At 56.3% G+C, this 17,854-nt stretch carries 12 protein-coding genes; 7 read left to right on the top strand and 5 right to left on the bottom strand.

Annotated features, from left to right (window positions below):
* Positions 1-53: 53 nt before the first annotated feature.
* From betA to betI, 3 genes are read right to left on the bottom strand one after another with little or no spacing between them, the layout of a single operon-like run.
* Positions 54-1,739, bottom strand: a complete 1,686-nt coding sequence (betA, locus tag ACE38U_RS08365; protein ID WP_375529491.1) for a choline dehydrogenase — start codon at positions 1,737-1,739, stop codon at positions 54-56.
* Positions 1,740-1,758: 19 nt separating this feature from the next.
* A complete protein-coding gene (betB, locus tag ACE38U_RS08360) occupies positions 1,759-3,231 on the bottom strand; it encodes a betaine-aldehyde dehydrogenase (protein ID WP_176982523.1) in 1,473 nt (490 codons plus the stop codon).
* A gap of 17 nt (positions 3,232-3,248) precedes the next feature.
* Positions 3,249-3,842, bottom strand: coding sequence for a transcriptional regulator BetI (betI, locus tag ACE38U_RS08355; protein WP_061275843.1), 594 nt, complete (start codon positions 3,840-3,842; stop codon positions 3,249-3,251).
* Between the two features lie 291 nt (positions 3,843-4,133).
* Here betI and ACE38U_RS08350 point away from each other — a divergent pair, with 291 nt between their 5' ends.
* Complete coding sequence (locus ACE38U_RS08350; protein WP_038472266.1) at positions 4,134-6,176, top strand: choline transporter; 2,043 nt, start codon at positions 4,134-4,136, stop codon at positions 6,174-6,176.
* A gap of 3 nt (positions 6,177-6,179) precedes the next feature.
* Here the strand turns inward: ACE38U_RS08350 and ACE38U_RS08345 are convergent, their stop codons facing one another.
* Entirely contained in the window at positions 6,180-7,133 is a 954-nt protein-coding gene (locus tag ACE38U_RS08345) for a GlxA family transcriptional regulator (RefSeq protein ID WP_176982522.1), read from the bottom strand.
* Positions 7,134-7,246: 113 nt separating this feature from the next.
* Between ACE38U_RS08345 and ACE38U_RS08340 the strand changes: the two genes are divergently transcribed.
* Positions 7,247-7,888: an HD domain-containing protein gene (locus ACE38U_RS08340; RefSeq protein ID WP_176982521.1), complete on the top strand. Its 642-nt coding sequence runs from the start codon at positions 7,247-7,249 to the stop codon at positions 7,886-7,888.
* 415 nt (positions 7,889-8,303) lie between these two features.
* Here the strand turns inward: ACE38U_RS08340 and ACE38U_RS08335 are convergent, their stop codons facing one another.
* The gene (locus ACE38U_RS08335; protein WP_375529490.1) at positions 8,304-9,116 is read right to left on the bottom strand and encodes an arylamine N-acetyltransferase family protein; all 813 of its coding nucleotides are present in this window, start codon (positions 9,114-9,116) and stop codon (positions 8,304-8,306) included.
* Positions 9,117-9,307: 191 nt separating this feature from the next.
* Between ACE38U_RS08335 and ACE38U_RS08330 the strand changes: the two genes are divergently transcribed.
* The 5 genes from ACE38U_RS08330 (at position 9,308) to ACE38U_RS08310 (ending at position 17,841) form a co-directional block, all read left to right on the top strand.
* Positions 9,308-10,387 (top strand): LacI family DNA-binding transcriptional regulator, encoded by a 1,080-nt coding sequence (locus tag ACE38U_RS08330; RefSeq protein ID WP_375529489.1) that lies wholly within the window; start codon positions 9,308-9,310, stop codon positions 10,385-10,387.
* A gap of 110 nt (positions 10,388-10,497) precedes the next feature.
* Positions 10,498-13,569, top strand: coding sequence for a beta-galactosidase (locus tag ACE38U_RS08325; protein ID WP_375529488.1), 3,072 nt, complete (start codon positions 10,498-10,500; stop codon positions 13,567-13,569).
* A 153-nt stretch (positions 13,570-13,722) separates the two neighbouring features.
* A complete protein-coding gene (locus ACE38U_RS08320) occupies positions 13,723-14,724 on the top strand; it encodes a LacI family DNA-binding transcriptional regulator (RefSeq protein ID WP_176982517.1) in 1,002 nt (333 codons plus the stop codon).
* 47 nt (positions 14,725-14,771) lie between these two features.
* A complete protein-coding gene (locus ACE38U_RS08315) occupies positions 14,772-16,457 on the top strand; it encodes an alpha-glucosidase (protein WP_176982516.1) in 1,686 nt (561 codons plus the stop codon).
* Complete coding sequence (locus ACE38U_RS08310) at positions 16,450-17,841, top strand: PTS transporter subunit EIIC (protein ID WP_375529487.1); 1,392 nt, start codon at positions 16,450-16,452, stop codon at positions 17,839-17,841. Before ACE38U_RS08315 ends, ACE38U_RS08310 begins: the two co-directional genes overlap by 8 nt.
* Positions 17,842-17,854: the final 13 nt, after the last annotated feature.

Genomic DNA, 17,854 nt, shown 5'->3' with positions numbered 1-17,854 from the left:
GGATCGGGCAAGCGCCGGGCAAAAGAAAGGCCAGTTTTACTGGCCTTTAATGGTTACTGAATTTTGCGAACCGGCTCTTTTCTCACCGGTGCCTGTTCCGCTTTGTAATAGCTGGCGGTGCTGCGCGGCAGCGCGGCCTTGCCGCGAATAGCATCGGCAATTTTTTCGCCAATCATAATGGTGGTGGCGTTCAGGTTGCCGGTGATGATTTGCGGCATGATGGAAGCATCAACCACACGCAGCCCCTGCAGGCCGTGAACCCGGCCCTGCTCGTCCACCACGGCCATTTCGTCGTGGCCCATTTTACAGCTGCCGCACGGGTGGAACGCGGTTTCCGCATGGTTACGCACAAACTCATCCAGCTGTTCGTCCGTCTGACAGTCAAGACCCGGACTGATTTCGCGCCCACGGTATTTATCCAGCGCAGGCTGCTGCATGATCTCACGGGTAATACGGATGGCGTCGCGGAACTCCTGCCAGTCCTGTTCGTGTGACATGTAGTTGAACAGAATGCCTGGGTGCTCGTGCGGATCGCGCGATTTCAGCTTCACGCGGCCCCGGCTTGGGGAACGCATAGACCCCACGTGGCACTGGAAGCCGTGCTCTTTCACCGCGTTCGAGCCGTTGTAGTTAATCGCCACCGGCAGGAAGTGGTACTGAATGTTCGGCCAGCTGAACTCTTCGCGGCTGCGGATAAACCCGCCCGCTTCAAACTGGTTACTCGCGCCAACGCCGGTGCCGTTAAACAGCCACTCCGCGCCGATTTTGGGCTGGTTGTACCATTGCAGCGCCGGGTAAAGCGACACCGGCTCTTTGCATTCGTACTGCAGGTACATTTCCAGGTGATCCTGAAGGTTCTCGCCTACGCCCGGTAAGTCGTGAACCACTGGGATTTCCAGGCTTGCCAGGAATTCGGCATCACCTACCCCGGAACGCTGCAGGATCTGCGGCGAAGCAATCGCGCCTGCGCTCAGCAGAACTTCTTTACGTGCTTTCGCCACGGAATGCACGGGGCTGTCGTTCACCAGATATTCCACGCCAACCGCGCGCAAATTATCAAAGATGATGCGGTCGGTGGTGGCATGCGTCACGATGGTCAGGTTTTCACGCTTCTTTGCCTCATCGAGATAGCCACGGGCGGTGCTGGCGCGGCGGCCTTTTGGCGTCACGGTGCGGTCCATCGGCCCGAAGCCTTCCTGCTGGTAACCGTTCAGATCGTCGGTACGCGGATAGCCCGCCTCGACGCCCGCCTCGATCATCGCGTGAAACAGCGGATTGTTACCCTGCTTAGGCGTAGTGACGGACACCGGGCCTTCGCCGCCGTGGTAATCGTTCGGCCCGATATCGCGGGTTTCCGCTTTACGGTAGTACGGCAGGCAGTCCAGATAGCTCCAGTTCTCCAGCCCCGGCATCGACGCCCAGTTGTCGAGATCCATCGCGTTGCCACGGATGTAGCACATGCCGTTAATCAGGGATGAGCCGCCCAGCCCTTTGCCGCGCCCGCACTCCATGCGGCGGTTATTCATAAACGGCTCCGGGTCGGTTTCATACGCCCAGTTATAGCGCTTACCCTGCAGCGGAAATGCCAGCGCTGCAGGCATTTGAGTGCGAAAATCAAAGCGGTAATCCGGGCCGCCGGCCTCAAGCAGCAGGACGGTGGTGTCGGGATCTTCCGTTAAACGTGCAGCTAAAACATTACCTGCGGAACCAGCTCCAATAATGATGTAATCAAATTCCATTCATCCTCCTCAGGTGGGATTAAAAGATTGACTGCCAGGTGCCCATCTCCAGTTGGATTGACTTAACTTGCGTATAGCTTTGCAGGGTCATCAGGCCGTTTTCGCGCCCGATGCCGGAATGCTTGTAGCCGCCAACAGGCATTTCTGCCGCCGACTCGCCCCAGGTGTTAATCCAGCAAATCCCGGCTTCAAGCTGATGGATAACGCGGTGCGCCCGAGTGAGGTCGTTGGTGACCACGCCAGCCGCCAGGCCGTAATCCGTATCGTTGGCGCGGCGAATCACTTCCTCTTCTGTTTCGTAGCTGAGGATCGACATCACCGGCCCAAAGATTTCTTCACGGACGATTTTCATTTCATCGCGGCAGTCGGTGAAGACGGTGGGGGCAACCCAGGCGCCATTATCAAAATCTCCGCCGCGCAGTTTGTCGCCGCCGCATAGCAGCGTGGCGCCCTCTTCACGACCGGACTCGATGTAGCGTAGGACGTTTTCACGGTGCGGGAAGCTGACCAGCGGGCCAAAGTTAGTTTGCGGGTCCATGACGTCACCGGCGCGAACACGGCCGACGCGTTCAATAATTTTCTGCTCAAATTCGGCTTTCAGCGCGGCGGGAATAAACACGCGGGTGCCGTTGGTGCAGACCTGCCCGGAGCTGTAGAAGTTGGCCATCATCGCGATGTCCGCCGCCCGGTTGAGGTCCGCGTCGTCGAAAATAACCAGCGGAGACTTGCCGCCCAGTTCCATCGTGACCTGCTTCAGCGTTGAGCCCGCCGCGTTCGCCATCACCTTCTTGCCGCTGACTACGCCGCCGGTGAAGGAAACTTTGGCGATGCCAGGGTGTTCCGTCAGCAGTTGGCCAGTTTCCGCGCCAAGCCCCGGCAGAACGTTAAAGACGCCGGCCGGCACGCCCGCTTCGGTGTAGATCTCTGCCAGCTTAAGCGTGGTAAGCGGCGTCACTTCGCTCGGTTTGAAGATCATCGCGTTACCTGCCGCCAGCGCGGGGGCGGACTTCCAAAGCGCAATCTGAATCGGGTAATTCCACGCGCCAATGCCGGCCACCACGCCCAAAGGCTCCCGGCGGGTGTAAACAAACGAGCTGTCCCGCAGCGGGATCTGCTGGCCTTCCAGCGTCGTCGTCAACCCAGCGTAATACTCGAGCACGTCTGCACCGGTAACGATGTCCACGCTGGAGGTTTCGCTGAAAGCTTTGCCGGTATCGAGCGTTTCCAGCTCTGCCAGCTCATCGTTACGCTCGCGCAGAATGTCGACCGCGCGGCGCAAAATGCGTGCACGCTCAACGGGCGTTTTCGCCGCCCAAATCTTCTGCCCTTTCTTCGCGGCTGCAACGGCGCGCTCGACGTCTTCCCGGCCTGCGGCCTGAACTACCGCCAGCACTTCGCCATTGGCCGGGTTGATCGTGTCGAAGGTTTTACCGCTTTGCGCGGCAACGTAACCTCCGTCGATATAAAGCTGTTGTTCACCAAATCGGGACATATTATCTCCTCGCTAAATTAGGTTTTCGCCGCAGCAAGATGCTGATTAATGAATTGCGTGGTCAGCACGCTCGCCGCTTTGCGGTCAAATGGTTTGCCGCTTAAGGCCGCGCGCAGCCAAAGGCCGTCTATCAGCGCAGCGAGGCCGTAGCCCGCCAGCCTGGCTTCCTGCTTCGGCAGCTCGCGTCTGAACTCGGCGGTGAGCGTGGAAAGCAGGCGACGGCTGCTGACCTGCTGTAAGCGATACAGCATCGGCTGGTGCATGCTGCTGGCCCAAAATGCCAGCCAGGCTTTCATCGCCGCACTGTGGGTCTGCGTCTCGTCAAAATTTCCGTCAACGATGGCGCACAGCCGCCGTTCAGCAGAAGCGCCTGGCAATGCCTTAAGTCTGCCGACGACCGCATCGCGAAGCTGGGTCGTCACATCACGCATGGTGGCTTCCAGCAGGCCGTTTTTGTCCTGGAAGTAGTGGCTGATGATGCCGGTTGATACCCCGGCCCGGCGGGCGATTTGCGCCACCGTCGCATCATGCATACCCACTTCATTTATTGCGCTTAGGGTGGCGTCAATCAGCTGCCGCCGCCGTATCGGCTGCATACCTTTTTTGGGCATGGCCCCCGCTCCATTCATCAATTCTTGTTATCTATTTAAGCTTTTATTGATTGAACGTTCAATATAAAATGTGTATTAATTGTTATGCAAAGGTAAGGAAGACGCGAATTATTCGCATTTCAAAAACAAAAAACAGGAATTAACATGCTAAAAATCAACATGATAACGTTTTATGTTTTATAGAAACCCAACATTGATTGCGGATTTGTTAAAAATCCCCCTCTCTTCAACTTACAAGAAAAACTTAACTGCTCATCTGAGTAGTCACCGTTACTTAACCTGAGGTAATCGATGACGAAGCCCGTTACTGCCCCTGAAACCAGCGAAAAAGACAAAATCAACCCGGTGGTGTTCTACACGTCCGCCGGGCTGATTTTGTGCTTTTCCCTGATGACCATTTTCTACAGCGATTTCTCCGCAAATCTGATTAGCCACACCCTGAACTGGGTCTCTTCCCGTTTCGGCTGGTATTACCTGCTCGCCGCCACGCTCTATATCGTTTTTGTGGTGTTTATCGCCTGCTCCCGTTTCGGCTCCATCAAGCTCGGGCCGGAACAATCCAAGCCCGAATTTAGCGTACTGAGCTGGGCGGCTATGCTGTTTGCCGCCGGGATAGGCATCGACCTGATGTTCTTCTCCGTTGCCGAGCCGGTGACGCAGTATATGCAGCCGCCGGAAGGTGCCGGGCAAACCATCGAGGCCGCGCGCCAGGCGATGGTCTGGACGCTGTTCCACTACGGGCTAACCGGCTGGTCGATGTATGCGCTGATGGGCATCGCGCTGGGCTACTTCAGCTATCGCTATAACCTGCCGCTGACGATTCGCTCGGCGCTGTACCCCATTTTCGGCAAGAAAATTAACGGCCCGATCGGCCACACGGTGGATATCGCGGCGGTGATTGGTACGATTTTCGGTATCGCCACTACGCTTGGGATTGGCGTTGTGCAGCTGAACTACGGGCTGAACGTGCTGTTTGATATCCCGGATAGCCTGGGTGCCAAAGCGGCATTGATCGTGCTGTCGGTGGTTATCGCCACTATTTCGGTGACCTCCGGCGTCGATAAAGGCATTCGAATCCTTTCCGAGCTGAACGTGGCGTTAGCGCTGGGGTTAATCCTGTTCGTGCTGTTTATGGGCAACACCGAATTCCTGCTCAACGCGCTGGTGCTGAACGTGGGCGATTACATCAACCGCTTTATGGGCATGACGTTAAACAGCTTTGCGTTTGACCGCCCGGTGGAATGGATGAACAACTGGACCCTGTTCTTCTGGGCCTGGTGGGTGGCGTGGTCGCCGTTTGTCGGCCTGTTCCTCGCCCGAATCTCCCGTGGCCGCACCATTCGTGAGTTTGTGCTCGGCACGCTGATTATTCCTTTCACCTTTACCCTGCTGTGGCTTTCAGTGTTCGGCAACAGCGCGCTCTACGAAATTATTCACGGCGACGGCACCTTTGCTCAGGAAGCGATGGCCCACCCGGAACGCGGCTTCTACAGCCTGCTGGCGCAGTATCCCGGCTTTACCTTTAGCGCATCCGTAGCGACGATTACCGGGCTGCTGTTCTACGTCACTTCGGCGGACTCCGGCGCGCTGGTGCTGGGGAACTTCACCTCTAAGCTGAAGGATATCAACAGCGATGCGCCCAACTGGCTGCGCATTTTCTGGTCCATTGCTATTGGCCTGCTGACCATGGGGATGCTGATGACCAACGGTATTTCCGCGCTGCAGAACATGACGGTGATTATGGGGCTGCCGTTCAGCTTCGTGATCTTCTTCGTGATGGCCGGATTGTATAAATCCCTGAAGATAGAGGATTACCGCCGCGTCAGCGCCAGCCGTGACACCGCGCCGTACATGATGACCGCGCAGGACCGCCTCGGCTGGAAAAAACGCCTGTCCCGGCTGATGAACTACCCCGGCACGCGCTATACCCAGAAGATGATGGACACCGTTTGCTACCCGGCAATGGAAGAGGTTTCTCAGGAGCTGGAGCTGCGTGGTGCGAAGGTCGAGCTTTCCGTCGAGCCGCCGCTGCCGGATGAAAAACTGGGGCACCTGGAGCTGCGGGTACATATGGGCGACGAGCAAAACTTCGTCTACCAGATCTGGCCGCAGAAATACTCGGTGCCGGGCTTTACCTACCGCGCCCGCAGCGGTAAATCAACCTATTACCGGCTGGAAACCTTCCTGCTGGAGGGCAGCCAGGGCAATGACCTGATGGATTACAGCAAAGAACAGGTGATCATCGACATTCTCGACCAGTACGAACGCCACCTGAACTTTATCCATCTGCACCGTGAAGCGCCGGGCAACAGCATTACGTTCCCGAACGTGTAGCGTCTAACAAATCCTCTTATACGCGGCGGGCGTGATGCCCATCCGGCGCACAAAAGCCCGCCGCAGCGTATCTACCCCAGAAAACCCGCTGGCGGCGGGGATCGCCTTCACCGGCAGCTTGCCGGACTCCAGCAACTGTCTTGCCTTCGCCACCTTCTCCGCTTCCAGCCAGTCTCCCGGCGTGACCTGCAGTTCGTGATGAAACAGGCGCGTTAGATGCCGCACGCTGAGGTGTATATGCGCCGCCATTTGCCGTACGGTGGTCACCTCCGCTATGTTGGCGATTGTCCAGCGCTGGAGATCCTGCAGCGCGCTGCGCCCGCTGAGCGAAGTTTTTTGCTCGCGGATAAAGTGGTTTTGGTTCACAGGCCGCTTAAAGAACATCACCAGCCTGGCGGCAACGTCCTGCGCCACTTCCCGGCCAAGATCCTCCTCCACCAGCCGCAGGGCGAGGTCTAACCCAGAGGTCACGCCCGCCGCCGTGCGTAGCGGACCGTCCATGACGTACAGCGCATCGGCGGTAACATCGGTGTCTGGATAGCGGGCCGCTAAAAGCGATGAAGCCGACCAGTGGGTGGTCACCTTCTTGCCGCTTAACAATCCTGTTTGCGCCAGCAAAAGCGCGCCGGTGCAGACGGAGCCAAAACGGCGACTCTGCTCGCAAAGTCCGGTCATTATCTGGCGCTGTTTATCGCTAAGCGTTCTGTCTGCCGCATCCGGCGCACCGGCGACCAAAAATGTAGTTTCCCGGCCGCTAACCGCCGTTTCAAGCACATCATCAGCCAGCATTTTGACGCCGGAAGAAGCCACAACTGTCGCTGCTTCCAGCGCAATAATGCGGGATTGGTAAACCTCGCGATGCAGCACGCGATTTGCCTCGGCAAATACGTCCAGCGGACCTGATACATCCAGCAGCTGTACGCCGGGCACCGCCAGGATCAGGATTTGATGCGCCATTCTTTTCTCCACGTCGCGAAGTACGGCATAAGTCTTAAATCGTCGCAATACGATCATTTGAGACATTTCAACTGCGGCCTATGCTACTCCAACCCCAACGTGAGGAGAAAGAGATGAGCTTAAAAATTAACGGCATTGCCATTCCGGACACAAAAATGGCCCGTGAAGCCACGCAGCTGGTGCGTGACACCGAATCAGATTTGCTGTTCCACCACTCCAGCCGGGTTTACTACTGGGCCGCGCTGGCCGGGCAACGCCGTGAACTGAAGGTTGACCACGAGCTGCTGTACATCGGCTGCATGTTCCACGACATGGGGCTGACCCACGAACATTGCAGCTGCGACAAGCGCTTTGAAGTGGACGGCGCGTTTGCCGCGCAGGATTTTATGCGCCAGTACGGCGTCAATCAGGCCGATATCGACAAAGTGTGGACGGCGATTGCGCTGCATACCACGCCGGGAATCCCGGAATTTATGGCCCCGGAAATTGCGCTGGTGACGGCAGGCGTAGAAATGGATGTGCTGGGGATTGATTACGATAAATTCAGCGACGAACAGCGCGAGCAGGTGGTGAAGCAGCACCCTCGCCCGGCGGCATTTAAAGAAGAGATTATTCAGGCATTTTACGACGGGATTAAAAACAAACCGGCCACCACGTTTGGCAACGTGAAGGCCGATGTCATTCAGGATAAAGAACCTGGGTTCGAACCGCTGAACTTCTGCAGCATTATTCGTGCTTCCCGCTGGGCTGGTTAAGCAACCTCAGGCGGGTGACTTAACTGTCACCTGCCCTGTACGGCGGCGATGGTATCAAGCCCGGTACCCGGCTGTGGATCGTGAGCAAAAGCGCCAATGACCATAAGAGAAAGTACGATTGCCAGAAAGATGTTTTTCATAACGTGTGTTAACCGCTTGCCGCACTGATTAGGACCGCCGCTATGCTAAAAGAAAAAGGCTCAAATTGATAAAGGAAATTTTCAAAGAAACGTCAGTTTTTGAATATTCCTCATATTATTCCACTTTTTGCCCTTGCGTCCGGCCGAAAACAAGATATATCCACCCCCTGGGGGCTCACGGTTAATATTTAATTTTGTATTTTTCGCGGAATATTTACGATCGCTGCGGATCGCCGCCTCTCGCTGGCACGAGCTGCGGCGGTGATGGGGGAAAATCAGACCGGTTTTATCACGCCAATACGCACCAGCATCGCTGAAAAATCATCAAGGCTGATGCCGTGGTTCGGGTGGTCGAAACGTAAATTGAAGTTTTTCTGCAGAAGGTCATAGACCTCTTGCGCTCGGGTAAACACCGGGGCATTTTCCCCTACGCTTGAAAGCGTATTTTTAGTGCCGTCCGCATGGTAAAGGCTCAGCGCCAGGCAATAACGGAAGTGGGATTCAGGCCAGGTCGAAACGTAGTGGTTCCCGGCTTCGTAATCAGAGTCGTACTGCGGTTCGAGGCTAAAGCGATAGAGGTTAATCGCCTTGTCGGCGGCATGGAATTTCAGCAGCCAGTCGTGCTCAACCCGTTCGAAACTATAAACGCCATGCGTCGTCGGCTGCATTTCGCCTTCCACAAGACGAACCGGCTCGGGTAACGTTTTACCGCCGAAGCCGACGTCGGCTACCCAGGCCTGGCCGTCGATAGTCACTTTCGTGAGCCGATGCGTTCTGGCGGGCATCTGCGGCGGGTTGGCCAGCAGCACGCGGGCCGCTAAGTTTTCCACCTCAAACCCCAGCTCAGCGAGCACGTTACGGAACAGGCCGTTTTGCTCAAAACACCAACCGCCGCGCCCGGCCACCACCAGCTTTTCAAAAACGCTGTCGTCGTCGATATGGATCGTTCTGCGAAGCAGAACATCCAGGTTTTCAAACGGAATAGCGCAGGTGTGCGCCAGATGCAGCGCACGTAAAGTTTCTACGGTGGCCTCGCGCGGCCCGTGATAGTTAATGCGGTCGAAATAAAGTCCCAGATCTAATGCCATGTTGCTGATTCCCTGCTGCGAATGAATGGCCTCACTATAAATGCGGCGCCCGGCAGACGGATGATCGTTAGTGCTTTAGAGCATGCCGTTTCTGCCCGGCACGCCATACAGTTTGGACATAAGTTTCTCCCGGCTTTCGCGTTATGTGTAAAATAGCTGCCCTACCAGCGTCTGCGAGAAGGAAGCCTGCAATGAAAGCGAAATCTGTGACACTGTACGACGTTGCCGGGTCGGCGGGAGTCTCGTACCAGACGGTCTCACGCGTGATCAATCAGGCTTCACACGTTTCAGAGAAGACCCGGCAAAAAGTAGAAGACGCGATGAAAGCGCTGAACTATGTGCCGAACCGCGTGGCGCAGCAGCTGGCGGGGAAACTCAGCCAGACGCTTGGCCTGGCGACCACCACCCTTTCCCTGCATGCCCCTTCTCAGATCGCGGCGGCGATAAAATCCAAAGCCGGCGAGCTGCAGTTCAATGTGATGATTTCGATGGTTGAGCAGCCCGGTGCAGCTGCGGCCAGCGCCGCCGTGCAGAGTTTGCTTGCCCAGCGCGTTGACGGGCTGATTGTGAATATTCCGCTGGAAACGGCGGAGGTGAAAGCCGTGCAGGCGGCCTGCGGTGATGTTCCCGTGCTGTTCCTGGATGTTTCACCGGAGGTTTCGGCTAATCACATCGTTACCGACGCCGCATCAGGCGCTGACATTGCTGTGGCACATCTGGTCACGCTGGGTCATCGCCATATTGCCTTGCTTGCCGGCCCCGAAAATTCAGTCTCCGCCCGGCTGCGGCTTGAAGGCTGGCAGCGCTCTCTGGCGCAGCATCAGCTTGCACCGGTGGCGTTTATGCGGGGGGACTGGAGTTCCCTTTCTGGCTACCAGCAGGTTAGCCAGCTTTTACGCGATGAGCAGAAGCCGACGGCGATCCTTGTGGCTAACGATCAGATGGCGCTGGGCGCGCTCCGAGCCATTCACGAAGCCGGGTTTGCGGTGCCGCAGGATGTTTCCGTTATTGGCTTTGATGACACCGCAGACAGCGCCTGTTTTCTTCCCCCGCTGACCACCATCCGGCAGGATTTCAGGCAGCTCGGTGAAGCGAGCGTAAACGGCATCCTGGCGCTCATTCAGCATGAAGATACATTCACGGCGCTGCAGCCGGTAAGCCTTGTGGAGCGTAAGACGACCGCTGCTCCGGGTAGCATGATACAGCCCACGGCGGCGCAGCTGGCCGACGAGCTTTCACGCCTCGCGCACCAGATTTCTCGCCTGAAATAAAGCCTGAATTGTTTGTGAAGCTCATCACCGAATACGGTGAGATGGCTTTACTCCTGAACAACTGACGTTAAATTGTGAGCGAATAACAATTATCTCACAGGCGCATCATTATGACCAACACGTCATCTTCGCTCCAGGCCACGCTGGCCCGCCGCGACTGGGAAACTCCGGCCGTAACTCAGCTAAACGCCCTGGCGGCTCATCCACCGTTTTCTAGCTGGCGTTCGCTGGAAGATGCCAGAGATGATAAGCGCTCACCGTCGCGGCAATCCCTTAACGGCGATTGGGCGTTTAGCTATTTCCCTCGCCCGGAAGCGGTGCCTGAAAGCTGGCTCAGCGACGATCTCCCCGATGCAGACGCCATTCCCGTGCCGTCGAACTGGCAAATGCTGGGGTACGATGCGCCCATTTATACCAACATCAGCTACCCAATTCCGGTCAACCCGCCTTTTGTACCAGCAGAGAATCCGACCGGTTGTTATTCGCTCACATTTGATATTGATGACGCCTGGCTGGAGAGCGGGCAAACGCGCATTATCTTTGATGGCGTAAACTCTGCTTTTCATCTGTGGTGCAACGGCCTCTGGATGGGCTACGCCCAGGACAGCCGCCTGCCCTCAGAATTCGACCTGAGCGCGGCGCTGAAAGCGGGAAGCAACCGCATTGCGGTGATGGTCCTGCGCTGGAGTGACGGCACGTATCTGGAAGATCAGGATATGTGGCGGATGAGCGGTATTTTCCGGGATGTTACGCTGCTGCATAAGCCGGATACGCGCCTCGCAGACGTGCAATTACGGACCGGGCTTAACGAAGATTTTTCACGCGGCGAGCTACAGGCCCTGGTAGTACTGGAAGGTAAGAACGTTAGCGCCTGTGAAGTGTTGATTCAGCTCTGGCATGGCGAAACGTTGTTGCAAGAAAAGCAGCAGCCTGTCGGCAGCCAAATCATTGACGAACGTGGGGCCTGGCACGACCGCACTACCCTGCGTTTACCGGTTGAACAGCCGCTACTGTGGAACGCCGAAGTCCCAAATCTGTATCGGGCAGTGATTGTCCTGAAGCAAGGCTGCGCGGTTATCGAAGCGGAAAGCTATGACGTTGGTTTCCGCAAGGTGGAAATCACCGGCGGCCTGCTGAAGCTCAACGGCAAACCGCTGCTGCTGCGCGGCACAAACCGCCATGAACATCACCCGGTAAACGGCCAGGTGATGGATGAAGACACCATGCGGCGCGATATCCTGCTGATGAAGCAGAACAATTTTAATGCCGTGCGCTGCTCCCACTATCCAAACCACCCGCTGTGGTATCGGCTGTGTGATTTTTACGGCCTTTATGTCGTGGATGAAGCCAATATTGAAACCCACGGCATGGTGCCGATGAATCGCCTGAGCGACGACCCACTCTGGCTTCCGGCGATGACCGAGCGAGTCACCCGCATGGTGCAGCGCGATCGCAATCATCCGTCCATTATCATCTGGTCTTTGGGCAACGAGTCCGGGCACGGCAGCAATCACGATGCCCTATACCGCTGGATAAAATCCAACGATCCCACCCGACCAGTGCAGTACGAAGGCGGCGGCGCGGATACGGCGGCCACCGATATTATTTGCCCGATGTACGCCCGGGTCGATCAGGATCAGCCCTTCCCGCAGGTGCCAAAGTGGTCGATAAAGAAATGGCTGGGGCTACCCGAAGAAAGCCGCCCGCTGATTCTGTGTGAGTACGCCCACGCGATGGGCAACAGCCTGGGCGGGTTCAGCAAGTACTGGGAGGCATTTCGCCAGCACCCTCGCCTGCAGGGCGGTTTTGTCTGGGACTGGGTCGACCAGTCATTGGTGAAATATGACGAAAGCGGCCAGCCCTGGGCCGCCTATGGCGGTGATTTTGGCGACACGCCAAACGATCGGCAATTCTGCATGAACGGCCTGGTCTTTGCCGACCGCACGCCGCATCCCGCCTTATTCGAAGCTAAGCAGGCCCAGCAGTTCTTCCAGTTCCGCCTGCTGCCCGAAAACCGGCTGGAGGTCACCAGCGAATATCTGTTCCGCCATAGCGATAACGAACGGTTGGTGTGGGCGTTAAAAAGCGAAGGCGAAGTGCTGGTCAGCGGTGAACTCTCGCTGCACCTTGCGCCGGAAGAAACCCGAGTGTTTCCGCTTGAGCTGCCGGAGGTAATCAGCGCGGGCCAGGTCTGGCTGCATGTTGAAGTGCTACAGACGGCCTCGACGTCATGGAGTGAAGCCGGGCATAGCTCCGCTCGGGCACAATGGCCGCTGGCGTCGAATTTAAGGTTGCCGGGTCTCAGCCATTCCGGCTCAGCGCCTTTGCTGCAGGCGGACGACAGACACGTTGACGTGTTCCACGGCGAACAGCACTGGCGTTTTGAGCGTAGAAGCGGTCTGCTCTGCCAGTGGTTTAACCATCAGAATCCAACTCTTCTCACGCCCCTGCAGGACAACTTCACCCGCGCGCCGCTGGACAATGACATCGGCATCAGCGAAGCCGCGCACATCGACCCTGATGCCTGGGTGGAACGCTGGAAGGCCGCGGGCATGTACAACCTGACGCCCGTATTGCTTAGTTTTGACTCCGACGAATTGGGCAACGCCGTGCTGGTTCGCACCGTCCACGGCTGGCAAGGCAATGGCAATACGCTGTTTATCAGCCGTAAAAATTACCTGATCGACAGCGAGGGTGAGCTGAATATTACGGTAGACGTGGAGATTGCGTCCGGCGCACCGGCTCCGGCGCGTATTGGCCTCAGCTGCCAGCTTGCGGATCTGGAGCCAGAGGTCAGTTGGTTTGGGCGCGGGCCGCATGAAAACTACCCCGACCGCAAAAGCTCTGCATTGTTTGACCGATGGACGCTGGCGCTGGCCGACATGTACACGCCTTACGTTTTTCCGAGTGAAAACGGGCTGCGCTGTGACACTTCTCGGCTTGAGTACGGTAGTAATCAGTGGCGCGGCAAGTTTCACTTCAATATCAGCCGCTACGGCCAGAAACAGCTCCGGGAAGCTACTCATCGGCACTTATTGAAAGCAGAAGCTGGAAGCTGGCTGAATATCGACGGCTATCACATGGGCGTGGGCGGTGATGACTCGTGGAGCCCGAGCGTCTCGCCGGAGTTTTTACTCTCCGGGTCGCATTATCACTACGCCGTGAGCTGGAAGAAAAGGTAATGGTAAAGGCCGTCTGTTACCCAGGCGGCCTCCCCGCCATCTGGAATTCTCGACGGATTTCATGTGATTACGATCAAACTCTGAAAGACTGTGATTGACAATTTTTCTGGAGAGAAATAGCGTAGCGCCATTCTGATATCGATTTCATACATTATGACTGCAACCATTAAAGATGTGGCAGAACACGCCGGACTGTCGGTATCGACCGTTTCGCGCTTTCTGAACAACCACCCTTACATCTCTGAAGATAAAAAAGCACGTATCCACGCGGCGATGAAGGCGCTGGACTATGAGCCAAGCACCGCCGCACAGCAAATGCGCGGGGTGAAGTCGCACCGCATCGGCATTCTGGTGTCGCGGATCACCAACCCCTTCTTCGCCAATCTGGTGGATGCGCTGGAAGTCACGGCGCGTAAAAACGGCTATTCGGTGCTGATCGTGCAGAACCACGACAGCGTGGGGGAAGAAGCCAACTGCCTCGACCTGCTGAAGAAAAAGATTATTGATGGCCTGATCCTCTGCTCGGTTGAGAGCGATAAAGCGGTGCTGGAAAAATATCAGCAGCACGGCCCTATCCTGCTGTGCAATACCAGCGTGGACGGCGCTGAGCTGCCGGTGGTACGGGTGGATGATGAAGAGGCAACGTTTAACGCGATTGGCTATCTGCTGGAACAGGGTTACCAGAAAATCGCCTACTGCACCGGCGGTGATTTCCTGCAAAAAGGCCACGGCGAGCGCCGTAACCGGGGCTTCCAGAAGGCGATGACAGCCGCGGGTAAAACCATTGATAACGCGCTGATTTTTCGCAGGCTGCACACCTACAAAGACGGTATCCGCCTGGCGGAACAGCTGGCGGCGCGGCTTCCTTCCGCACGGCCCGACGTGGTGTTTACCGGCAGTGACGATGTGGCCTGCGGCCTGGTCACCTGGCTGACCAACCATGACATTCGGGTGCCGCAGGATATCGCGGTCGTCGGCTTCGATAACCTGCCGGTTTCCGAAATGGTCAGCGTGCCGATTACCACGGTGAACCAGCCGGTGGACAAGCTGGGTCAGTTCTCGGTGGAATATTTGATTGCCCTTATCGCCGGTAAACCCTACCGCTACAACAGTGACGATCTGAAAGCGGAACTGGTGCTTAGAAAGTCGGCGTAAATTTTTTTATCACAATGTGGTATCGATACCACATCACAGAGGTGGACATGTTAAAGCAGCAAGCAGGCCAGGATAACGCCTGGTGGAAAGAATCCGTGATTTACCAAATCTATCCAAGGAGCTTTAAGGACAGTAATAACGACGGGATTGGCGATCTGCCGGGGATTATCGAAAAGCTGCCCTACCTGCAGTCGCTGGGCGTGACTATGTTGTGGATTTCGCCGTTTTATCTGTCGCCGATGGCCGATAACGGCTATGACATCGCCGATTACTACGCGGTGAACCCGGAGTTCGGCGAGATGCGCGATGTGGATACGCTGATCGACAAAGCCGCAGTGCTGGGGATTAAAATCATGATCGATCTGGTGGTGAATCACACCAGCGATGAGCATCAGTGGTTCCAGCAGGCGCTGGCCGATGCGGATTCCCCCTATCGCGATTATTATCTGTTCCGCCCGGCGGTCAACGGCCTGCCGCCGAATAACTGGCGCTCGATTTTCGGCGGCAGCGCGTGGGAAAAAGTGCCGGGGGAAGAGACGTATTACCTGCACGTGTTCCATAAAAAGCAGCCTGACCTGAACTGGGAAAATCCGCAGATGCGCGAGGCGATTTACCGAATGATTAACTGGTGGCTGGAGAAAGGCGTGGCCGGATTCCGCGTGGATGCGATTACCTTTATCAAGAAAGATGCCGACTACGCCTCCGTGCCGGTCGACGGCGTTGACGGGCTGGGGTCGATCAAAAGCAAGGCGCGCAACCGCCCCGGCATTGACGTGTTTCTGAACGAGCTGAAGGAAAACACCTTTGATAAATATGCCTGCGTCACCGTCGGCGAAGCGCCGGGCGTTCCCTATGCGGAGTACGGCCAGTTTATCGGCGAAAACGGCTACTTCGATATGATTTTTGACTTCCACGCGGCGGATATTGATGTGGAAAACGGCTCGGAGTGGTTCCGCCGCCGCGACTGGACGGTGGCCGAGTTCCGCGAGGCGCTGTTCGACAGCCAGAACGCCTTTGCGCAGTGCGGCTGGGGCACCAGCTTTATCGAGAATCACGACCAGCCGCGAGCGCTGTCGAAACTGGTTCACCCCGATTACCAGAATGCGACTGGTGCCAAGTGCCTGGCGGCAATGTACTTCTTCCTGCGCGGCACGCCGTACATCTATCAGGGGCAGGAACTGGGCATGGCTAACTTCTGCCGCAGCGATATCAGCGAATTCGACGATATTTCCAGCATTGATAACTATCATCGCGCGCTGGCGGAAGGCTTCTCCGCGCGGCAGTCGCTGGCGTTCGTCAATCACCGCTCGCGTGACAACTCGCGCACGCCGTTCCCGTGGGACAACACGGTGAACAGCGGATTTAATCAGGGGGCGAAACCCTGGCTGGCGCTGTCGGCAGAGGACGCGTTGATTAACGCCGCCGCACAGCAGCAGGATGCGCATTCAGTCTTTGCCTTTTACCAGCAGCTTATTCGCCTGCGCAACAATGATTATCCTGACACATTGATCTACGGTGATTTTATCCCGCTGGAAACCGCCTCGCCGGAAATCATCAGCTATCAACGCCGCACGGCGAGTGAATACTTTACTTCTGTCACTAACCTCAGTAACCACACAGTTTATTATAAAATACCGGAGGGCGATATTATCGTTAATAACTATCCGCAGCTCAGTTCATCATTAGAGCCTTATCAAAGCATTCTTATCAAGGGAACAACCCAACATGAATAAATATAAAAACATTGCCGTTGAACTGGTGAATATCATTGGCCGGGAAAATATTATTTCCGCCACCCACTGTGCTACCCGTCTGCGATTACAGGTAAAAGATCGCGGCCTGATAGAAGATGAGAAAATAAGAAACGTCGATGAAGTGAAAGGCGTATTTTTTAACTCAGGGCAGTATCAGGTGATTCTCGGAACCGGGATTGTGAATAAAGTTTACGCCGAGTTTATGCAGGCGTTTAATATCAGCGAAGTCAGCAAGGATGAAATGAGCCGCCAGGGCAGCAGCTCGTTACAGGCGGGAATTCGCCACCTCTCGGATGTGTTTGTGCCGATCGTGCCGGTGCTGGGTGCAACGGGCCTGTTCCTTGGGCTGAAGGGCGTGCTGTTTAACGATACGGTGCTGGCGACGTTTGGCGCCAGCACCCTCGCCCTGCCGGCGTCGGTGACCACCCTGATGACCGTGCTGTGCGATACGGCCTTTGCTTTCCTGGCGGCGTTTATCTGCTGGTCGGCGTTTAAGAAGTTTGGCGGCACGCCGATTATCGGTTTTCTGATCGGGCTGATGCTGGTTTCCCCCGCCCTGCCTAACGCCTATTCGGTGGCTTACGGGAATGCGCAGCCGATCTATCTCTTCGATTTTATTCCACTGGTCGGCTATCAGGGATCGATCCTGACCGCACTTATCACCGGCATTATCGGAGCGAAGCTGGAGAAGGTTTTCCGTCGGATTATGCCTGACTCGATGGATCTGATCTTCACCCCGTTCTTGGTGATCCTCTGCGCCGTGGCGATTGCGCTGCTGGCGCTCGGCCCGCTTGTTCACGGCTTTGAGCACTATGCGGTGATGGCTATCCAGCAGTTCCTCGCGCTGCCTGCCGGTATCGGCGGCCTGCTGATCGGCTTTATTTATCCAATTGCGGTGATGACCGGGATGCATCATATGTTCATTATGATTGAGACCTCGCTGATCGCCGGTACCGGCTTCAACCCGCTGATTACCATCTGCGCGATGTACGGTTTCGCCAATGCCGCCGTGTGCCTGGCTATTTCCCTGAAGTCGAAAAACGTAGCGTTTAAGACCGCCGGGATCTCGGCAACCGTTACCCAGCTGCTGGGCGTTTCGGAACCTGCGCTGTTCGGTATCGTCATGCAGTCCGGTATGCGGGCGATTGCCGTAATGCTGTGCAGTTCGGCGCTGGGCGGCATGGTGCTCTCCCTACTTTCAATTAAAGCCAACGCCTATGGGCTGGCGGTGCTGCTGTCACCACTGATGTATTTGTACGATCGCTATCAGTTTATTACCTATATCACCGTCGGCGTGGCCGTTGCAGTCTTTGCCTTTATCTGCACGCTGTTGTTGGTCAACGTGGATAATAAAAAAAGATAAATAATACAGTAAA

This window comes from Cedecea selenatireducens (genome assembly GCF_042138895.1).
In the GTDB taxonomy this organism is placed as follows: Bacteria; Pseudomonadota; Gammaproteobacteria; order Enterobacterales; family Enterobacteriaceae; genus Cedecea; species Cedecea selenatireducens.
This window is presented reverse-complemented; position numbering and strand designations above follow the sequence as displayed.

What these genes read in the sequence shown, in the direction of transcription:
- betA (WP_375529491.1), bottom strand. Translation starts at nt 1,739, where the DNA reads ATGGAATTTGATTACATCATTATTGGAGCTGGTTCCGCAGGTAATGTT.
- betB (WP_176982523.1), bottom strand. Translation starts at nt 3,231, where the DNA reads ATGTCCCGATTTGGTGAACAACAGCTTTATATCGACGGAGGTTACGTT.
- betI (WP_061275843.1), bottom strand. Translation starts at nt 3,842, where the DNA reads ATGCCCAAAAAAGGTATGCAGCCGATACGGCGGCGGCAGCTGATTGAC.
- ACE38U_RS08350 (WP_038472266.1), top strand. Translation starts at nt 4,134, where the DNA reads ATGACGAAGCCCGTTACTGCCCCTGAAACCAGCGAAAAAGACAAAATC.
- ACE38U_RS08345 (WP_176982522.1), bottom strand. Translation starts at nt 7,133, where the DNA reads ATGGCGCATCAAATCCTGATCCTGGCGGTGCCCGGCGTACAGCTGCTG.
- ACE38U_RS08340 (WP_176982521.1), top strand. Translation starts at nt 7,247, where the DNA reads ATGAGCTTAAAAATTAACGGCATTGCCATTCCGGACACAAAAATGGCC.
- ACE38U_RS08335 (WP_375529490.1), bottom strand. Translation starts at nt 9,116, where the DNA reads ATGGCATTAGATCTGGGACTTTATTTCGACCGCATTAACTATCACGGG.
- ACE38U_RS08330 (WP_375529489.1), top strand. Translation starts at nt 9,308, where the DNA reads ATGAAAGCGAAATCTGTGACACTGTACGACGTTGCCGGGTCGGCGGGA.
- ACE38U_RS08325 (WP_375529488.1), top strand. Translation starts at nt 10,498, where the DNA reads ATGACCAACACGTCATCTTCGCTCCAGGCCACGCTGGCCCGCCGCGAC.
- ACE38U_RS08320 (WP_176982517.1), top strand. Translation starts at nt 13,723, where the DNA reads ATGACTGCAACCATTAAAGATGTGGCAGAACACGCCGGACTGTCGGTA.
- ACE38U_RS08315 (WP_176982516.1), top strand. Translation starts at nt 14,772, where the DNA reads ATGTTAAAGCAGCAAGCAGGCCAGGATAACGCCTGGTGGAAAGAATCC.
- ACE38U_RS08310 (WP_375529487.1), top strand. Translation starts at nt 16,450, where the DNA reads ATGAATAAATATAAAAACATTGCCGTTGAACTGGTGAATATCATTGGC.